The organism is Nocardia sp. NPDC059691 (genome assembly GCF_042733915.1).
GTDB lineage: Bacteria > Actinomycetota > Actinomycetes > Mycobacteriales > Mycobacteriaceae > Nocardia > Nocardia sichangensis.
The window spans coordinates 295,873-317,759 of the sequence record NZ_JBHWFB010000006.1; the positions used below are offsets into that span (position 1 = coordinate 295,873).

Consider the following 21,887-nt stretch of genomic DNA (forward strand, 5'->3'; position numbering starts at 1 on the left):
ATGTCGGATGATGGGTACGGCCTACGGGTCTTGCTGACGCGGGCGCTCCGCCGGATTCAGGAGTTGGAGGCGCGGCCGCAGCGCGAGCCGATCGCCATCGTGGGAATCGGCTGTCGCTTTCCCGGCGGCGCGGAATCCCCGCAGCAGTACTGGGAACTGCTGTCCTCGGGCCGCGACGCGATCGTCGAGGCGCCGGAGAACCGTTGGGTGGTAACGGATTCGGCGCCTCGACGGGCGCGGCGGCGAGCCGGGCTGCTCGCGGGTCCGATCGATGCGATGGACGCGGAGTTCTTCGGGATCGCCCCGCGCGAAGCGGCGTCGATGGATCCGCAACAGCGGATGGTGCTCGAAGTGGCTTGGGCGGCAATGGAAGACGCCGCACTGATGCCAGGTGGTCCGGCCGCGGCCCGCACAGGGGTGTTCCTCGGTGTCAGCTGGCAGGAATACCAGCGCACGATCACCCCGGACTGGGTGAGTTCGGTGGACGCGCATACGCTCACCGGGACGATGTCGAGCATCGTGGCGGGGCGGGTGTCCTACGTGCTCGGATTGCGTGGTCCGGCGGTGGCGATCGACACCGCGTGCTCGTCGTCGCTGGTGGCGGTGCATCAGGCGTGCCGCAGTCTGCGTGCGGGGGAGTGCGACGTCGCGTTGGCGGGCGGAGTGAATCTGCTGCAATCCGAGCTGACTTCGGAGGCGCTGGCCCGCATGGGCGCGCTCTCTCCGGATGGGCGCTGTCGCCCCTTCGACGCGCGCGCGAACGGGTATGTGCGTGGCGAGGGCGCGGGTGTCGTTGTGCTCAAAACGCTTTCGCGAGCGCTCGCCGATGGTGACGAGATCAGGGCGCTCGTCCGAGGCTCGAGCGTGAACCACGACGGTCGTTCCATGGGGCTGACCGCACCGAATCCGACGGCACAACGCGAGTTGCTGCGCGCCGCGTTGGTCGACGCGGGGTGCGAAGCCGATCGGATCGGCTACATCGAGACGCACGGCACGGGCACGCCGCTGGGCGATCCGATCGAGATCGAGGCGTTGTCGCAGGTGGTCGGCGTGCCACGTGCGGATGGGTCGGTGTGCCTGCTCGGTTCGGTGAAGTCGCAGATCGGGCACCTCGAGGCGGCCGCGGGCGTCGCCGGGCTGATCAAGGTGGTGCTGCAGATGCAGCACGAACGAATTCCACGTCAGCACGATTTCGCCACAATGAATCCGAAGATCAGGCTCGACGGCACGGCGCTGGCGGTGCCGACCGACGACGTCGCCTGGCCGCAGACGCGGCAGCCGCGATTGGCAGGGGTGAGTTCGTTCGGATTCGCGGGCACCAACGCACATGTGGTGCTGGAGCAGGCACCCGAGCCCCTGGCGCGTGCCGATCCGAATGAGCCTGCGCTGTTGGTCATTTCGGCGCGCACCCGGTCGGCCCTCGATGCGCTGGCCCACCGCTATGCGGAGCAGTTGGACCGGCAGGAGATGCCGCTCGCCGACGTCGCCGCCACCGCGGCGCTGGGACGCACGCATTTCGCGTACCGGCGAGCGGTCGTGTCCAGAACAGCCGAAGAAGCGGCGCTCGATCTCGCGGCACCGTCAGATCGGTCCATCGATCCGGATCCGGGCAAGCCGCGGGTCGCGATGCTGTTCACCGGGCAGGGCGCACAGTACGCCGGGATGGGCGCGGCGCTCGACCGCAGGTACCCGGCTTTCCGCACGGCGCTCGACCGGTGCGACGAGTTGTTGGGACCGCTTCGCGACGGCCTGCGTCTGCGGTCGGTGCTGTTCGCGGCGGACGACGATGTGCTGGCCCGTACCGAGTACGCGCAACCGGCCTTGTTCGCGCTCGAATGGGCCTGCGCCGAGCTGTGGTCGGCGTTCGGCGTCCGCCCCGACGTCGTGTTGGGGCACAGCCTCGGTGAACTGGTCGCGGCGACCGTCGCGGGCGTGTTCGATCTCGCCACCGGTTTGCGTCTGGCTGCAGAACGGGGCCGGTTGATGCAGGCAGTGGCGCAGCAAGGGGCGATGGCGGCGGTCTTCGCCGCGCCCGTGGAGTTCGAAACACTGTTGGACGAGCTCTCGGCGAGTGTGTCGGTCGCGGCGGTCAACAGCCCCGGGCAATTCGTCGTGTCGGGATCGGTGGACGGGGTGCAGCGGGTTGTGCGGGCTGCCGAGGAACGGTCGATCCGTGCCGTGCGGCTGCCCGGGACGGCGGCGTTCCACTCGCCCCTGCTGGATCCGATGCTCGACGACTTCGAAGCCAGGGTCGCCGAGTTGGTTCCCGTCCCGCGCGCGGCGACGATTCCGCTGGTGTCGAACGTGACCGGCACGCGGATCGAGGGCCTCATGGATGCGGCGTACTGGCGCGCGCATGCCCGTGGCACCGTCCGTTTCGCCGAGGGTGTGCGCTCGACCGCCGAGTCGGGCGTGGATGTCTACCTCGAGGTGGGACCGCATCCGGTGCTGTCGGAATTCGGGCGGCACACCGACCCCGCCGCTGTGTGGGTGCCGAGCATGCGCCGGACGTCCACCGACGACGAGGTGCTGTTGACCGGGCTCGGCGAGCTGTATCGCCTGGGCGCTGAAATCGACTGGAGCGCAGTGGTTCCGCTGGACGCGCGCAGGCGCAACGGCCTGCCCACCTACCCCTTCGAACGAGAGCGGGTCTTTGTGCCGATCGAGAGCGCGTCGCCGAGCACGGGGTATCTCGCCGAGCATCGCTTTCGCGACCGTGCGGTGGTGCCCGCGGCAGAGCTCGCGTTGCGCGCGTTGCATGCGGCCGGAGGCGCAGGCCACGAGCTGATCGACTTCGTCGCCGCGCGACCGGTGCCGCTGGAGGAGTTGTCCGAGCCGCTGGTCTCCGATGTGGGCGGTCGCGCCGAGGTGCGGTTCCACGTCGACGAGGGCGCGGTCACCGCGGTGTCCGCGACGGTTCGAGCCGCCACGAATCGACCCCGCGATTCCGACGAACTGTCCGCGGCGCGGCTCGCGCTGTCCACCGAGGAGAATGTCGCGGCTTTCTACCGCCGGTGTGCCGATGCCGGATTGACTTTCGGCCCGCGATTCCGCTGGATCACGCGATTGTGGTCCGGCGAGGGCCGCGTGCTCGCCGAACTGACGCGCCCGGCGGAACTCACCGACGAACCGGACGCCTGGCTGCCGTGTCTGCTCGACGCCGCGATCCAGACCGGTCTCGCGTTGGTGTCCGCAGATGGCGACGCGGCGCGTCTGCCGGTGGGTATCGGCCGTCTGCGTCTGTCCGGCCAGGGTGCGGGGGCAACGGCGTGGGCGCTGGCCGAGCGCACCGGCCGCACCGTTCGTCTGACGGTCTTCGATACCGCGGGCGCGGTGGTCTGCGATATCGAAGACGTATGGTTCGCCGAGTCCGGCACTGCCGGGCAGCCGCAGGATCGGGATAGCATGTCCGGCTTTACCCACCGTCCGACCTGGGAGCGCGTCGTGGCGTCGCCGAGCGGACGGGCGCCCGCCGCCGCGTTGGTGGTCGGCGTCGGGCAGCAGGCGGACCGGCTCGCCGCAGCGCTGCGCGCCGCGGGTACCGATGCGGTATCCGCGGAGCGTACGACCGATCCCGACGTGTGGCCCGGCGACGACCGTGCGGTGATCTACATCGCCGATGCCGAAGCGGACGACAGCGCCGAATCGGCACGGGTGGAAACGCGATTCGCGCTCGCGGTGGTGCAACGGATGGCTCGGCTGGTTTCCGACGCACCGTTGTACCTGGTGACGATGGGGGCGACCGGAGCGCTCGCCGGGGAACCCGTGCGTCCGGCCGCCGCGACCCTGTGGGGATTGGGTGCCGTGACGCGCACCGAACTGCCCGAGTTGCGGTGCCGCCTGATCGACCTGCCCGCGGACGCGCGCTGCGACGACCACCGCTTGGTGGACGAGATTCGCTCCGGCGCCACTGATTCCGCGATCGCGCTGCGCGGGCGTCACCGTTACACGACGCGGATGCAGCCCTCCGACGAACCGGGCGGGGCGCCCGAGGTGAAGCGTGGCGGTGCGTATCTGATCACCGGCGGACGTGGCGCGCTGGGGTTGACTGCCGCGCGGACGCTGGCCGAGGCCGGCGCGGGAACGATCGTGCTGGCCGGGCGCAACGGCCCGACCTCGCGAGACGAGCGGGAGATGGCGCGGATCGCGGCTTCGGGGGCGCGAGTCGAGACCGCGGTGGTCGATGTCGAAGACCGGAATGCGTTGTCCCGCCTGATCAGCCGCTTCGGCGTGGAGTTGCCGAGGCTGGCCGGGGTCGTGCACTGTGCGGGAGTTCTGGACGACGCCCTGTTGTTCGAGCAGTCCGCCGGGCACATCGACCGGGTGTTCGCGGGAAAGGTCGCGGGCGCGTGGCACCTGCACGAGCTGACCGCGGGACAGCCGCTCGATCTGTTCGTGCTGTTCTCCTCGGTCAGCGCCGTGGTGGGCACCGCCGGGCAGGGCAATTACGCCGCGGCGAACGCGTATCTCGATGCCCTCGCCCGCCTGCGGCTGGCTCGAGGACTGCCTGCCCTGAGCATCGCGTGGGGGCCGTGGGCGGGCACCGGCATGGCCGAAGGGCTGAGCGACGCCGCCCGCCGCGCGTGGGCGCGCCACGGTGTCGGCGAACTGGCCGCCGAAGACGGTGTCCGAGCATTGCGTTGGCTGCTGTCGGCGGAGGGAGTCGTGTCGGTCTTTCCCGCCGTCACGGAGGTTCCGGCGGAGCCGGAACCGGTCGCCGCGGTCGAAGCCCAGGATTCGCGCGATCCGGCGGAACTGCGGGAACTGGTGCGCACCCACGCCATGACGGCACTCGGCCGCACGACAGCGGTTTCCGACCGCACGCCGCTGCGAGAACTCGGGCTCGATTCGATGATGGCGGTCGAGCTGCGCAACGCGCTGTCCGCGGATCTGGGGATGCGACTTCCGGCGACGCTGCTGTTCGATCATCCGACGGTCGCCGCGGTCTCGGAGGAGATCGCCCGGCTCGGCGCCACGTCCGCCCCCGGCCGCACGGCAGGGCAGCAGGCCGAACAGCGACCGACCACGCGCATCTCCGAGCAGCTCACAGCCCCGGTATACCCAACGAAACTTCCGGTTACACCTAGTACACCGAACGTGTCTCAGCTCACAGCACGCGAAGCCGAGCCTGCCCCGGACGATTACGCCGACGCGATCGCGATCGTCGGCGTCGGCTGCCGTTATCCCGGCGGCGTGCGCGGGCCCGCCGATCTGTGGCGCCTGCTGACCACCGAAACCGATGCGGTGACCGAGGTACCCGCGCACCGCTGGGACGTGGACGCCGTCTTCGATCCGGACCCGGATGCCGACGGCAAGACTTACACCCGCTGGGGCGGTTTCGTCGACGGTGTCGAGGATTTCGATGCCGGATTCTTCGACATCTCCGTCGGCGAGGCCCGGATGCTGGACCCGCAGCAGCGGCTGCTGCTCGAAACTGCGTGGGAGGCGCTCGAACACGCCGGTTACCCGGCGAGCCGCCTGGAGGGCAGCCGGACCGGCGTCTTCGTCGGTGTGATGTCCAACGACTACGCCGAACGGATGGCGCGGGCCGACCTCGCGCCCGATGCCTGGTTCGGCACCGGAAACCTCTCCAGCGTCGCCTCCGGCCGACTGTCGTATTTCCTCGGCGCGCAGGGGCCGAGCCTCACCATCGATACCGCGTGCTCCTCGTCGCTGGTGACCGTGCACACGGCGGTGCGCAGTCTGCGCAGCGGCGAATGCGATCTGGCGCTGGCGGGCGGCGCCACCGTGGTGCTGACGCCTTCGCTCGACATCTACTTCGCGCGGGCGCGCGGCCTGGCCGCCGATGGCCGGTGCAAGAGCTTCGACGCACGCGCCGACGGCGTCGTCTGGAGTGACGGCGCGGGAATGCTCGTGCTCAAGCGGCTGGCGGACGCGCGGCGGGACGGCGATCGGGTGCTGGGGCTGGTGCGCGGCTCCGCGGTCAATTCCGACGGCCGCAGCCAGGGATTGAGCGCACCCAACGGTCCGGCGCAGGAACGGGTCATCCGCGCGGCGCTGGCGGACGCGGCCGTCGAGGCGGGGGACATCGATTACGTCGAGACACACGGCACCGGCACGGCACTCGGTGATCCGATCGAAGTGAACGCCCTGGCCGCAGCCCTAGGGGAGGGTCGCACGGAAACCACGCCGCTGTGGATCGGGTCGGTGAAGTCGAATCTCGGGCACACCCAGGCGGCGGCGGGCATCGCGAACATCATCAAGGTGATCGAGTCGATGCGCCACGAGCGCATTCCCGCCTCGCTGCATTTCCGTTCGGGCAATCCGCATATCGACTGGGATTCGGTCGCTATCCGGGTGGTCGCCGAAGAGCGACCGTGGCGGCGTTCTCGACGGCCCCGGCGGGCGGGGGTGAGCGCCTTCGGGATCAGCGGGACGAACGCGCACGTGGTGATCGAAGAACCGCCACAGGTCTCGGAGGCCGATGCCCCCGACGATGCCGGGCCTCATTTGCTGGTCCTGTCGGCGAAAAGCGCCGATGCCCTGCGCGAACTGGCGGCTCGCTACCGGGATCTACTCGTCGCCCACCCTGAGATCGCATTGGTGGATCTGTGTGCGCGCGCCGCGCTGGGCCGAACACACTTCGGTGAGCGCGTGGCGATCGGTTTCGACACTGCCGCACAGCTGCGTGCCGCGCTCGAGAACGTCGCCTCCGGGGTCACAGTGAGCGGGTCGGTCGCTGAGGTGTCGAGCGGGTCGCTCGAACTGGCTCGACGGTATGTCGATGGCGCCGAGATCGATTGGGGTGCCGTCTATTCCGGTCACCATTGGCGACATGTCGATGTCCCGACCTACCCGTTCCAGCGCAAACGGCATTGGTTGGAGCTGACGCCGCGCCGGGACGGCTCGAGTTCGTCACGCGCCCTGCGGCTCACCCCGGAGATGTTCGCAGGACATCGGCTGCGTGGTCTGCCGACAGTGCCCGCGGCGTGGCTGAGCGCTCAGCTGAACGAGATCGCCACTCGACTGCCCGGGGCATGGGAAGTCAGGAAGCTGCGGCTGATCACGCCGTTGGAGGTCACCGCCGAAGCAGTGGTGCGGGTCGTGGTCGAACCCGGCCCCGACGGCCACGATGTGCGCTTCCTCGGCTCCGACGACGCCCGAGCCGGTTACGCGCAAGCGACACTCACTGCGGCGCAGCCTGAGCCGGTGAAACCGTATGCGGCAGACTCCGCTCATTCCGATGCGCGCATCTGGCCCACTTACTACGACACCCTCGCCCGGCTGGGCCTGGACCTGGGCCCTGACTACCGCTGTGCCCTGGAGTTCCGGCGGATCAGCGAAACCGAGGCCGAGACAGCGTTCCGGTTGCCCGGTGACGGCACAGCGCTCGATCCGATCCTGCTCGATGCCTGTCTGCACAGCATCGTGGTGACAGCTACCGGGGGCGAGGAGTTGTTCTTGCCATCGGAGATCGATCGTGTCCGATTCTTCGGCAACCCGACAGCCGGGGATGCGACCGTGCGGTGCCGGGTGCGGGTGACCGAACGAGGGAGGCGGATCATCGTCGGTGACGCCACCCTGTACTCGGCGTCCGGGCGGCCACTGGCCAGCGTTCAGGGTGTGAGCCTGCTGGCCGCGAAGTTCGATACCTTGCCGGAATCGTCTGCCGTGGAGCCGGACTCGACAAGGCTCGCACGCCTGCTGCATCACGTGGGATGGGCTGCTGCCGAGGGCGGCGTGCGCGAGGAACCTGCGGGTCGATGGCTGATCTTCGGTGACGGAGCGGTCGGGGACGCCGTCGCCGCCGGATTGAGCGTGCGGGGCGCTGAAATCGTGATGGTTCGCCCCGAGGACGGGCACGCAGCCGACGAGATCCTGTCTTCCGAGTCCGCGAATTCGTTTCAGGGCATCGTCTTCGCGTGGACGGCAGCTTCCGCCCGGCTTCGCATCGAAGCCGCCCTGCGGTTGACGCGCGCTCTGGACTCGGCAGCGCACCGGCCTGCCGCGCTGTGGTTGCTGACCGTGAACGCCCAGCGCGTCACCCCGACCGACCGTCCGGACCCCGATCAAGCGCTGCTGTGGGGTTTCGGACGCACGCTGGCCACCGAGCACCCCGAGTTCGGATGCCGATTGCTGGACCTGCCCGCCGAAACCATCGTGGACAGCGCCCCGATCGTCGATGGTTTGCTCAGCGGCCGCGCCGCAGGCGAATTCGCCTTCCGCGACGGCCGTTGGCTGACCGCGCGCGTCGCCGAAGGCCTCGAGTCCGCCGACTACCGGTTGGTCGCGCACCGTTCCGGCGAGTTCGAACGGATGCGGTTGGAGGCCGGTATCCGACGCCCACCGGCAGCCGGCGAAGTCGAGATCGCCGTCGCCGCCACCGGCCTCAACGCCCACGACCTCTGGGTGGCCTCGGGCATCCATCCGGATGGGGCGGGACCGCTGGGTTCCGAGTGCGCGGGCCGGATCACCGCGATTGGCGCCGGGGTCGAGCAATTCGCGGTCGGTGACCGCGTCGTCGCCTTGGCGGCCGACAGTTTCGCCCGCCACGTGACGGTGGACCAGGCCATGGTGGCCCGGCTGCCGGACGACCTGCCCTTCGCCGACGGCGCGACCGTGCCCTACGCCTTCACCACCGCCTGGCACGCGCTGTTCGACCTCGGCGGTCTGCGCGCCGGGGACCGGGTGCTCGTCCACGGCCCCGCCGATGGCATCGGCATGGCCGCGGTCCAGCTCGCCGTGCACGCCGGAGCGCAGGTGTGCGCGACCGCCGCGCTGTGTCGCTGGGCGCGGAACGCGGGTCTGCCGGTCACACAGATCCATACCTGGCGCAGCCACGAGTTGGGCGAACGGGTTCGGGCGGCGACCGCCGGGCACGGACTGGACGTCGTCGTGCACACCTCGGGGGACGGCTTCGCCGCACACGCATCCGAAATCCTGCATGCGGGAAGCCGATTCGTCGAGATCGTCGACCCGGTGCAGACCGGAACGGTGCATCGGCATGCGGATGTCGACCACCGGACCTTCGATCCGGCCACTATCGACCCGCGGCGACTGGGCGCTGCCCTGCGCAGTGTGCTGGCGCTGTTCGAGCAGCGCGCTTTGACCACGCTGCCGCACGCGGCCTACGGCATCGATCGTGCCGCCGAGGCGTTCCGCGCCATGTCGCAACGAGATCATCCCGGTCGCGTCGTCCTGCTCGGCAAAGACGTCCCGGTCGCCGCGCGCGGCGACCGGTTGTCCGATGGCACCTATCTTGTGACGGGAGGGTTCGGCGGCCTCGGCGCCGAGGCCGCGCACTGGCTGGCCGACCGTGGAGCACGGCATTTGGTGCTGGTAGGCAGACGCGCGCCGGATCCGGCAGGGGAACGGCTGCTGGAGTCGCTGCGCGGCACCGGCGCTCGAGTGACGGCGCGGCAGGCGGATGTCGGCGACCGCGCGGCCGTCGCGGAACTGCTGCAAGGCATTTCGGAATCCGGATTCCCGCCACTGCGCGGCGTGGTCCACTGCGCGGGAGTGCTCGACGACGGCGTGATCAGCGAGCAGACCTGGTCGCGGTTCGAGACCGTGCTCGGACCCAAATACCATGCGGCGCGCCACCTCGATGAGCTCACCCGCGATCAACCGATCGAACTCTTCATCACCTACTCCTCCGTCGCGGGCGTACTCGGCACCCCTGGCCAGGCGAATTACGCCGCGGCCAACGCGGCATTGGATGCGCTGGCCTGGCGGCGGCGTGCCGAGGGACTGCCCGCGCTGAGCATCGGATGGGGGCCGTTCGCCGACGTGGGCATGGCCGCCGATCGGCCCGACGTCGCAGCACGTCTCGTGCGGCGCGGGCTGCCTCCGCTGTCCGCGGGCGACGCGGCCGCGGCGCTGGAGCACCTCGTCCGGCACGACAGTGCTGCCCCTGGCGTCTTCGAATTCGTGCCCGAGCGGTGGTATGCGCAGCGCATGCCGCAGATCGCGCCGGCCGTACCGCCGACGATTCCACGGGAGACCACCGGGGTACCGCGAACGCAGTCGGCGTCCGACGATCTCGCACCGTGGGAGGCGCTCGTCCAGCGCGTCGCGATGCGGGTACTCGATCGCGCGGGCGAACTCGATCCTGATCTGCCACTGCACGACACGGGCGTCGACTCCCTGACCGGAATGGAACTGCGGGCCGCGCTCGCCGTCGAGGTCGGAATGCCGCTGCCTGCCGGGCTCGTCTTCGACTATCCGACCGTGCGTGAGATGGCGCGGTTCCTGCACCGCAAGGGCGCAGCCGCTCCCAGCGCCGGCGCAGCCGCTCCCGCCGGCGGCGCGAACGTGATCGCCGCTGATGTGCCCTCGTACGCAGCCGGTTTGCCTCTGGCCGTGGCTGACGATTTGTCCCCCGCCGGGGCTGAGGTGCCCCCGGTCGTCGCCGACGTGCCTCTGGTCGCGGCTGACGTGCTCTTGCCTGGGCTCGACGTGTCCGCTGTCGCGGCCGACGTGTCCCCGGTGCCCGCTGACGTGCCCTTGGTCGCAGCTGATGCGCCCCCGGTCGCTGACGAGGTGAGCCCGGTCGCGCCCACGCCGCGGTACCCGATCGCAGCTCCGCCAGAACGGCTTGTGAGACAGAATGTTTCGCCGGGCATCGACTTCGAGAGCGACCGGCCCGACGACGACCCGATCGTCATCGTCGGCATGAGCTGTCGTTTCCCCGGCGGGGTGCGCACACCGGAGGACTTCTGGGACCTGCTGTGGCACGGACACGACGCGATCACCGAGGTGCCGCCGCAGCGCTGGGACATCGACGCCTACTACGACCCGGACCCGGCGTCCCTGGGCACGATGTACACCCGCTGGGGCGGTTTCGTCGACGACGCCGACGAGTTCGACCCCGCGTTCTTCGGTATCGGCGCGGCGGAGGCACGCGCGATGGACCCGCAGCAACGCCTGCTGCTCGAAACCACGTGGGAGGCGCTGGAGCGCTCGGGCCGCGCACCCGGCGCGTTGGCGGGCAGCCGCACCGGCGTGTTCGTCGGACTGTGCTTCAGCGAGTATCCGGCGACGCCGACCCGTGCCGACCATCCGACCGCGATCGGCGCATACTCGGTGATCGGTTCGGCGCCGAGCGTCGCGGCCGGACGCTTGGCCTACGTTCTCGGGCTGCAGGGCCCGGCGATGACGCTGGACACGGCATGCTCCTCCTCGCTGGTGGCGCTGCAAGCGGCGGAAGACGGGCTGCGAGCGGGCCGTTGCGATCTGGCACTGGTGGGCGGGGTGAACCTCCAGCTGGCTCCGGAGACCACCATCGGTTTCTGCCGCCTGGCCTCGCTGTCGCCCGATGGACGCTCGCGAGCGTTCGACGCCGACGCCAACGGCTACGTCCGCGCCGACGGCTGCGGCGTGCTGGTGCTGACCCGGCTGTCGCAGGCCCGGCGCAACGGCGATCGGGTGCTGGCGATCGTGCGCGGCGTCGCGGTGAATCACGATGGACGGTCCAACGGTCTCACCGCACCCAACGGCCCGGCCCAGCAGCGCGTCATCACCGACGCGCTGGAACGGGCGGGCCTGCGGCCGGACGCCGTGGACTACGTCGAGACACACGGCACCGGCACCCCGCTCGGCGATCCGATCGAGGCCACCGCGCTGGCCGAGGTGTACGGATCGGGCCGCACGCAGCCTCTGCTCATCGGGTCGGTGAAAACCAATATCGGGCACACCGAGGCGGCGGCAGGCGTCGCGGGCGTCATCAAAGCCGTGCTCATGTTGCAGCACCGCCGGATCCCGCCGAGCTTGCACTTGCACACTCCGAACCCGCTGATCGACTGGGCCGGGCTGCCGTTGGAAGTGGTGCGCGAGGCGCGGGACTGGCCGCGCACCGGGCACGAACCGGCGATCGGCGTCAGCTCTTTCGGGATGAGCGGCACCAATGCGCACGTCATCCTGGCGCAGGGTGATCCGGTACCCGCGCCGCGACCGGAATCGCCGACCGCGCAGGTACTCGTCCTCTCCGCGCGCGACGAGACCGCCCTCGCCGACAGCGCGCGACGCTGGGCAGACCGAATCGACTCGGCGCAGGCGACACTCGGCGATCTGGCCTACACCGCCGCGACCGCGCGGACACACTTCGAAGAACGGCTCGCGGTGGTCGCCGACACCAGCGCCGCCGTGGCGCGAGAGCTGCGTGGGCCGATTCCGATCCGTGGCCGGGTAGAGCGAACCGCGCGCACGAAGGTGGCGCTGCTGTTCACCGGGCAGGGATCGCAGTACCCGGGCATGGCACGCGAGTTGTTCGACTCCGAACCGGTCTTCCGCGACGCGCTGCGACACTGTGACGCGGTGCTGGGGCCGATCGCGGACGGTATCGGGCTGATCGAGGCCCTCTACGGCGATCACGGTCCGGAGCTGTTGCGTCGCACGGTGTTCACCCAGCCGGTGTTGTTCGCGGTCGAGTGGGCGCTGTGGGAGCTGTGGCGGTCGTGGGGGATCGCCCCGGCGGCGGTGCTCGGGCACAGCGTCGGGGAATACGTCGCGGCCTGCGCCGCAGGCGCGATGAGCGTGGAGGACGCCCTGCGGCTCGTCGCCGTGCGCGGTCGCCTGATGCAGCGCCTGCCGGACGGAGGCGCGATGGTGGCCGTCGACGCCCCCGCCGAGCAGATCTCGCCGCTCGTCGCACGGTATGCGCCCGCGGTGTCGATCGCGGGATACAACGGACCGGCTCAGGTGGTGGTCGCCGGACCGCGAGCCGCACTCGATCCGCTGCGCGAGCAGTTGTCGGCCAACGGTATACGGTCCGCCGATCTCACCGTCTCGCACGCCTTCCACTCCGCGGCGATGGACCCGATTCTCGACGACCTCGCCGCGGCGGCGTCCCGGGCGACGATGTCCGATCCCGCGATTCCGCTGATCTCCAACCTCACCGGTGCGGTGCTGCGCCCGGGCGAACTCGACCCGCGGTACTGGGCGCGGCATGCGCGTCAGCCGGTCCGGTTCGCACAGGGCTTGCGTGCGCTGGCCGAGCTGGGGATCGACGAGTTCCTCGAAATCGGGCCGCATCCGACGTTGTCCGCGCTCGGCGGGCGCGTGCTGGGTGACTCGGCGCGGTTCGTCGCGTCGCTGCGTCGCGGCCGTGGTGATCGCGAGACGATGATGACGGCGCTGGGACGCCTGTATGTCGGGGGCGTGGCGGTGGACTGGGAGCAGGTGCACCGTCCGCACGATCGTCGGCGCGCGCTCGCTCCGACGTATCCCTTTCAGCGGCAACGCTATTGGGTCGAATCCCGGTCCTACGCCGCTGTGGCGGCACCGGGCAGCGATGGCGACGGGCACACGCTTATCTCCATGCGGTCGGGCAGCGTCTCGGCGGAGCCCGGAACCGCACCGACACCCGCCGTGGGCTACTCGACGCGTCCGGTCGACGCAGTCCTTTCGCACTCTGAGGCCGCAGGCGCAGGACACTCGATGGTTTCGACGCATCTGCATGCCGAGCTATCGGATCGCAGCGTCACGACCCATCCAACTCGCGGGCACGAGACGGTCCCAGGATCGGGCGTCGCAGCCGAGCCGAATCCTCTGACGGACCTCGTGGCCGCGCCTCCGTCGGCCGAGGTGGATGCCGTCCCTTATGCGGGTCCTCGGACGCGGCAAGAGATCGATGCGGCTGCGGCCCGGCAGGCAGATCATTCGATATCGAGCAGCACCGCAACGAATTTCGATCTGACGCTCGGGCCGGATTCTCCGTCATATCTGGCCGACCATGTCGTGGATCGGACTGTCGTCGTGCCGGGCGCCTGGTTCGTCGCCACCATCGCCGACGTCGCGCGCGGACTCGTCGCCGGTGACGTCGTCGCGATCGATGACCTCGTGATCACCAGCGGACTCGCGCTGACCGGCCCGCAGCAGGTACGAATCGTCTTCGACCCGACCGCCGACGGATTCGCGGTGCACGTGCGGACGGAAAGCGCAGGCACACACGCCCGCGCCCATGTCAGCACCGGAACGCACCGGATCCCGGATGGTGCCTCTCTCGGGGAGATCATCGGCGCCTGCCCGGAACACCTGGCCGCAGCGGAGTTCTACCAACGGCTGACCCGCGCGGGCCTGCCTTACGGACCGGCGTTCCGCCGTGTCGTCGGCCTGCGCCTGGGTCGGCGCGAAGCCTTGGCCACGTTGTCGGATTTCGATACCGATACCGGCCCTGGGGCGGTGCACCCGGTTCTGCTGGACGCGGCGTTCCAAGCCACCTACGCGGCGATGTCGCCGCGGGCCGACGAGCAGACGTGGGTGCCGTTCGCGGTGGACCAGGTACTCGTCTCCGCCGTGGCGGGCACCGTTCGATTCGGCCATGTGCGCGTCCTCGAGCAAACGCCGCAGCTGTGTGTCGCCGATGTTCGACTGCTCGATGAGGAGGGCTCTGCGGTGCTGGTCGCGAACGGATTGCGAGTGATGCCCACGCCGAATTCGGCCGGGCAGTCGTCCGCCCCGGCGGTTCCCGATCGGTCGGTCGCGGACACCTACCGTATCGACTGGCGGGAGACCGGCCCGGCGGCACCGGCCTCCGCGGCCGGGCGCTGGCTCGTCATCGGTGCGCCCGGAAGCTTCGCCGACGATGTCGCGGACGAGGTGCGGGCACGTGGCGGGGAGTGTGTAGTCGCCAGGCCCGGTGACGGGTTCAGGTTCCGCGGGGAAGACGAGTTCGAGATCGACCTCGGCGTGCCCGCGGCCGTGCGGGCGTTGCTCGGCGCGGTGGACGACGGTCGCGCACCGCTGCGCGGGATCGTCTCCGCGGTCGCGTTGTCCGACGAGGACGCGCCCGCACCGGTGGCCGCGGAACGTCTGGTGGTGGGCGCGCTGCATCTCGTGCAGGCCGCGGCGCTGGCCGGAGAACCGGCGGTGTGGCTGCTCACCCGTCACGGTCAGCGAGTGGAGCCTTCCGATCGGGTGGCGCCGCAGCAGTCGGCGCTGTGGGGATTCGCCCGCAGCGCGCAGCTCGAACACCGCGAAATAGGCTGTCACGTAATCGATCTCGATAAGGATGCCGACGTTCGCTCTGTGGTCGACACGTTCGTGACACCCTCGTCGCCGCGGCAGCTCGCGCTGCGTCAGGGGCGTCGTCGGGTGCCTCGGCTCGTGCCGTTGACAGTGCCCAGCGCGCCGACGGTCGCCTCCGGCGCGGGTGGGACGGTGCTGATCACCGGCGGCCTGGGTGGGGTCGGTCTGCGGCTGGCTCGCTGGTTCGTCGACCGCGGTTGGCCGGACCTGGTTCTCGCCGGGAGGTCCGCGCCCGATGCTCGAGCGGAGTCCGCCATCGCCGAATTGCGAGGGCGCGGCGCTCGGATCGAGGTGCGGTCGCTCGACGTCGCCGACCGTACGGCCGTGGCGGCCACGCTGACGTGGATCGACCATGAGCTGCCGCCGCTGGCGGGCGTGGTGCACCTGGCCGGGGTGCTCGACGACGGCGTGATCGCCGAGCAGACGGCCGCACGGGTCGGGCGGGTACTCGCGCCGAAGACGTTCGGGGCATGGCATCTGCACGAGCTGACCGAAGGCCGGTCCTTGCGTTTCTTCTTGCTGTTCTCCTCGGCCGCGGCGGTGGTCGGTCTGCCCGGTCAGGCCGGCTACGCCGCCGCGAACGCCTTCCTCGATGGCGTGGCCGAGTCGCGCGACGCGGCGAGCGCGCCCGCGCTGTCGATCGCGTGGGGCCCGTGGGCGGACACGGGAATGGTCGAGCGGCTCAGCAGCGGCGCGGTGCAACGGCTGGCCCGCCGTGGTTACGGCCTGCTGCGGCCCGACCGGGCTTTCGGCACGCTCGCCGAACTGATCGGTTCCGCGGCTCCGGCGGTCACCGCAATGCCGTTGACGATGTCGGGTGTGATCGCCGCCGACGTGCCGGACGTGCTGCTGGACTTCGTCGCGCCGATCGAAAACACGTCTACGCCAACCGATTCGGCCACTGACCTGTCCGCGCGGACGGAGGCGCTGGTGCGCCGCTGCCTCGGGTTGGCGCCCGGCGATGATCTCGATCGGCCGCTGCACGAACTCGGGCTGGACTCGGTCGCGGCGCTCGAGATCCGCGACGAACTGTCGCGCTCGAGCGGTCACCGCCTGCCCGCCACCTTGGCTTTCGAGTACCCCACCCCGCGCGCGGTGGTCGGCCTGCTGGTGCGGCTGGCCTCCGCGCAAGCGCCGTCCGCGCCGCCGCCGATCGACAGCACATGCGCATACACCCATCGGACGGCGGCGCGGACGCCCGCTCCCCGGCTGAACGTGGAGATGGCCGTGGGCGGCACCGTGCCCATGTCGAACGGCGTCGCGGCCGTGCCGCCGCGGGCGACGGATACTGCCCCGCGCACTCACCAGACCGGCACAAACGACGCGGCTGCCGCCGCCGGCCGCTCGGCTTCGCGCGACCGGCGGCCCGTGACCGCGCACGCATCGGCAGACCCGTTCGGGTCGTCCGCGCCGACCGCGCCCAGCGTCGGTCAGCAGGAGGCCCGACATGCGTCGGCCGAGTCGTTCGCATCGCGCGAGACACCGACCGCGGCCGCCATCTCGAACACCGATCACCACACCGACGCGGTGGGGGACATCGCGATCGTGGGCGTGAGCGGACGCTACCCGGGCGCGGACGGGCTCGACGAGTATTGGCGGGTGCTGGTCGAGGGACGCGACTGCGTCACCGAGATCCCGCGGCAGCGGTGGGATCACAGCCGCTATTTCGTCCCCGACCGCCACAACCCCTTCACCGCGTACACCAAGTGGGGCGGGTTCCTCGACGACGTCGACTGCTTCGATCCGCTGTTCTTCGCCATTTCCCCGCGTGAGGCGGAGATCCTGGACCCGCAGGAGCGGCTGTTCCTGCAAACCGCTTGGGCCGCATTGGAAGACGCCGGACACTCCCGGGCCGACCTGGCCCGTGGCGGCCTGCGTCCGGAGCAGGCCGGTGTGTTCGTCGGTGTCATGTGGGGCACCTATCAGATGTTCGGGGCCGAGGAGTCCCGGCTCGGGCGCGGCACGCTGCCCGGGTCGACGTTCTGGAGCATCCCGAATCGTGTCTCGCACGCCCTGGACTTCCAAGGGCCGAGCATGGCGGTGGACACGGCGTGCTCGTCCTCGCTCACCGCACTGCACCTGGCCTGCCAGAGCATCCGGACCGGCGAATGCAGGCTGGCGCTGGTCGGCGGCGTCAATCTGTCACTGCACCCGTACAAGTTCGTCGCGCTCAGCCAGGGGCAGTTCGCCTCCACCGACGGCCGCTGCCGTTCCTTCGGCGCAGGCGGCGACGGGTATGTGGCCAGTGAGGGTGTGGGGGCGCTGGTGCTGCGGCCGCTGGCCGACGCCGAAGCCGACGGCGACACCATCTACGGCGTCATCAAGGGCACCGCGATCAACCACGGCGGCCGGGTCAACGGGTTCACGGTGCCCAATCCCGACGTGCAGGCGGCGGTGATCCGCTCGGCGCTGCGCACCGGTGGCGTGGACCCGGCGTCGGTCTCCTACGTCGAAGCGCACGGCACCGGCACCGCGCTGGGCGATCCGATCGAAATCGCCGGTCTGGCAAAGGTGTTCGGCACGTCCGGCGTGGCCGAGCTGCCGATCGGTTCGGTGAAGTCCAATGTCGGCCACCTCGAGGCCGCGGCCGGTGTCGCGGCGCTGACGAAGGTGCTCCTACAGTTGCGACACCGGACCATCGTGCCGTCGCTGCACGCCACGCCGCCCAACCCGAACATCGACTTCGCGGCCACACCGTTCCGAATCCCGTCCCGCCCGCTGCCATGGCCCGGCGGAGATCCGGCGCGGCCGCGCCGGGCGACGGTGAGTTCGTTCGGGGCAGGCGGGGCCAACGCGAACGTGGTGATCGAGGAGTACGTGGATCGCAGGCCGCAGACGCGGTTCAGCGGCGGTCAGGTCGTCCCGGTCTCCGCGCGTGACGACGAGCGGCTCACGGAGTACGTCACCGCGCTGGACCGTTTCCTCTCCGGGCAGCAGCCGAACCTCGCCGATCTGGCCTTCACCATGCAGGTGGGTCGGCAGGCGGGCAGCGCGCGCGCCGCGTTCGTCGCGCGCGACATCGGCCAGCTGCGCGCCGCGGTCCGCGCCTGGGTCGAGGACGTGCCCGGCGCCAGATCCTGCCGGGACGCGGCGGAGGATTCCCGGATCGCGCGTTGGCTCGGCGGTAAGGACATCGATTGGGCCACCGTCCGTGATCCGGGACCACGACGCCGGATTCCCGCGCCCACGTACCCGTTCGCCCGTGAGCGGTACTGGATTCCGGACGTCGCGCCCAGCGTGGAACCGGGTGCCGGGCACAGTGACCAGTCCACATTCACGCCGGACAACACCTCGCTGCCGCAGCCCACGTCGACTTCGGGACCTGTTCCGGTCGCGCTCCCTGCGCTGAATGGGCAGGCCACGCTCCAATCGGGAGCACCGCAACCCGTATCAGCGCAATGGCTCGCACTCGAGCCGTTGTCGGAGCTTTCGACGGGCGGATTCGAGACGGAGGCCGGGATGCGGGAGTCCGCGCCGACCCGCCGGGCAGCAGCGCAACGGTTGCTGGTCCCGGTCTGGCGAGCAGCCGCGCTGCCCGGCGGTGACCTGCGTTCCCGCCGCGCCCTGCTGGTATACGACGCGCGAACCCCGCACCACCTGCTGGAGGCGCTGACCGCCGCTACCGGTGATCCGGGCCGCCTGGTGCGGCTCTCCGAACTACCGGGCGACCTGCACCGCGACGACTTCGACGCGGGCGCTGCGCTCGGCCGGGCGCTCGCGGCCCGCTATCCCGACACCGACTGCGTCCTCGATGTGTGCGACCTCGTCCCCGCGGCGACCGGACGACCCACCGGCGACCTCGGCCGAATGGGTTTCTACCAAGGCGTGATCGAGGCGCGCGCCGGTTCGCTCGCGCTGCTGCACATCGCCGCCGGACACCCCGGCGCGGACGGCCCGGAGTCCGCGCCGCTGGGCGGCCTGGTCGCCGCGCTCGCCGAGGAGATCCGCGACGTGCGCACACGGAGCGTCCATATAGGTGACGAGCGCGACGCGGTGTGCGCCGATCCCGCGCGATTGCTGGCGATACTGGGCGCGGAGAGCGCGGCCACCGAGGACAGCGCGCCGCGGGTGCGGTATCGCGGTGGAATACGCGAAGCCGTCGAACTCACCGACGCGACAGCACGCGACGGTCTGGTGGTGGATCCCGCCCGCACCTATGTGGTGACCGGCGGCACGCGCGGACTGGGTGCGGCGTTCGCGGCGGCGTTGGCCGAACGCGGAGCGCGCCGCTTGGCCGTCCTCGGCCGGGAACCGCTACCGCCGCAGACGGAATGGGACCGGGTCGCTGCTGGAACCGGCCCCGAGGCGGAGAAGGTTCGGCGGCTGGTGCAGTTGCGTGACCGCGGCGTCGCCGTGCGCACCTACTTCGGCAGCCTCACCGACGAGGCGGGGTTGTCCGGCTTCTTCGATCGAGTGCGCAACGAGCTGGGCCCGATCGGCGGCGTGCTGCACTGCGCGGGAAGCGTATCCGCGGAGAGCCCGGCGTTCGTGCGCAAGACCGGCGACGCCGTCGCGACCGTGCTCGCGCCCAAATTGGCGGGCACCGCGGTCCTCGCCGACGTCTTGGCCGCCGACCGTCCCGACTTCTTCGTCTTGTTCTCCTCGGTGTCGGCCGTGCTGCCCGGCTTGTCGGTGGGCCTGTCGGACTACGCGATGGCCAACGCGCACCTCGACCGCTTCGCCGAGGCCCAGCACGCATTGGGACGACACTGGTTCCGGTCGATCAATTGGCCGTCGTTCCGTGACACCGGGTTCGGCGAGGTGACCAGCGCGGCCTACCGCGCCACCGGCCTGCCCACCCTCAGCGCCGCGGAAGGATTCGAACTACTCGACGCGGCACTGGGTCTACCCGCCCCGGTGGTCTTGCCCTACCACGGTGCGGCACTTCATCTTTCGACACAGACGAATCGACCTGCAGCAGAGGTGGCGCCCGTGCCGACCGCGCGGCCCACGGCGGCGAACGGCTCCGCGGCGGCGTATCAGGAATTGCTGCGCATCTTCTCCGACGAACTGAAATTGGCCCCCGCCCGCTTCGAGGGCGACAAACGGTTCGAGGAGTACGGCGCGGATTCGGTGTTGATCGCCTCGGCGGTGCGCCGGATCGAGCAGGTCGTCGACGCGCCCTTCGACCCGGCGCTGGTGCTGGAGTTCCCGACCCTGGACGACTTGGCGGGTCTGTTGACCGAGCAATTCCCGGAACGTTTCGCGCCCGAAGCGCCGCCGGATCCACCGGCCGATCCGCAGCGGCCACCGGCTGATCATCAACGCACATCCGACCGCGGGACATCCCGTCCCAGTGCGGCCACCTGGGCGGCCGACGCCCGCCGTGGCCGGGCAGCCGAGCCCATCGCCGTGGTCGGCATCGGTTGCCGCCTTCCGGGCGGCGACACTCCGGACGCGTTCTGGCGCCTGCTCGCCACGGGCGCCTCCGGCATCCGGGAGGTGGACCCGGCCCGCTGGGATCCCGCCCGGTTCTACCGCCCGGGCGGCGGACCCGGTCTGACCAACAGCAAATGGGGCGGCTTCGTCGACGGCATCGATCTGTTCGATCCGCAGTATTTCGGCGTCACCGACGAACTCGCTTGGCAGATGGACCCGTTGCAGCGGCTGCTGCTCGAGACGTCGGTGCTGGCCACCACCGACGCCGGATACCGGCGCGAAGAGTTGGCGGGCAAGCGAGTCGGCGTCTACGCAGGCAGCAGGGCGGCGAATTACTTCAACCGCATCCCGGTCGCCGACCGGCACACCATCATCGGCATCGGGCAGAACTTCATCGCCGCGCGCATCTCGGACTTCTTCGACTGGCACGCGGGCAATGTCGTGCTCGACAGCGCGTGCTCGTCGTCGTTGCTGTCGGTGCATCTGGCCTGCCAGGCGTTGCGGGCGGGCGAGGTCGACGCGGCGCTGGCCGGTGGGGTGGAAGTGCTGCTCGACGAGATGCTGTTCGTCACGTTGTCGGCGGCGGGTGTGCTCTCGCCGAACGGGCGGTGCGCGACGTTCTCCGAGGACGCCGACGGTTTCGTGCCGGGCGAGGGCGCGGCGCTGCTGATGCTCAAGCGGCTGGACGACGCGCTCGCCGACGGCGATCGGGTCTACGCGGTGCTGCGCGGCTCGGCGATCGGCAACGACGGGCACACGATGGGCATCACCACACCCAACATGCGGGCGCAGATCGAGGTGGTCACCGCGGCGCTCGAAGTGGCGGGCATGTCCCCGGACGCGCTGTCGTATCTGGAGGCGCACGGCACCGGCACCATGATCGGCGACCCCATCGAACTGAAGGGGTTGGCGACCGTGCTGGGCGACCGGTCGCGCGGCCCGGAGCCGTGCGCGGTCGGCAGCGTGAAAACCAATATCGGGCATCTGCTGTCCGCGGCGGGCATCGCCGGGGCGGTCAAGACGATCCTGGCCGTGCACCACGCGGCGCTGCCGCCGTCGCTGCACTGCGACAACCTCAATCCGCGATTCCAGTTCGCCGGATCGCCGCTGCAGGTCAACCGAGAACTGCGCCCGTGGCAGCCGGCCGACGGCAGGCCCCGCGCGGCGGGCGTCAGCTCGTTCGGCTTCGGCGGCACCAATGCCCACCTCATCGTCGAGCAGGCGCCCGATGGGCACCGTCCGACACGCCACCCCCTGGATCCACCCGCCTTCCGCAAGAGGAGCTTCATGCTGCCGAAAACGGTTCCCAGCACATCGACGGAGCCCGCGCCGCGGATCGTGGTGCCGATCAGCGCGCCCGCACCGTCGTTCCTCCAGGTGGAGCCGCTGCGATGAGCGGGATCGAATTGGACAGCTTCGCCACCACCCTGCGCGCCGAGGACCCGGTGGTGCGCGACCATCGCGTGCACGGTGTGCGGATCCTGCCGGGCGTGGTGTATCTCGACATGATCCTGCGCGCG

2 protein-coding genes (1 of these 2 running past the window's edge) are annotated in these 21,887 nt (G+C 70.5%); both read left to right on the forward strand.

All coding sequences use genetic code 11. From position 1 onward, the window contains the following. Positions 1–21,762, forward strand: coding sequence for an SDR family NAD(P)-dependent oxidoreductase (locus ACFV2O_RS16130; RefSeq protein WP_379252433.1), 21,762 nt, complete (start codon positions 1–3; stop codon positions 21,760–21,762). Continuing rightward, a protein-coding gene (locus tag ACFV2O_RS16135; protein ID WP_379252434.1) for a thioester reductase domain-containing protein crosses the window boundary here: on the forward strand, positions 21,759–21,887 show its 5' portion. 11,766 nt of this gene lie beyond the right edge of the window; only the first 129 of its 11,895 coding nucleotides appear in the window; the start codon lies at positions 21,759–21,761; the stop codon falls past the right edge of the window. Before ACFV2O_RS16130 ends, ACFV2O_RS16135 begins: the two co-directional genes overlap by 4 nt.

Excerpts from the sequence above, each read along its gene's own strand:
- ACFV2O_RS16130 (WP_379252433.1), top strand. The coding sequence starts at position 1 with ATGTCGGATGATGGGTACGGCCTACGGGTCTTGCTGACGCGGGCGCTC.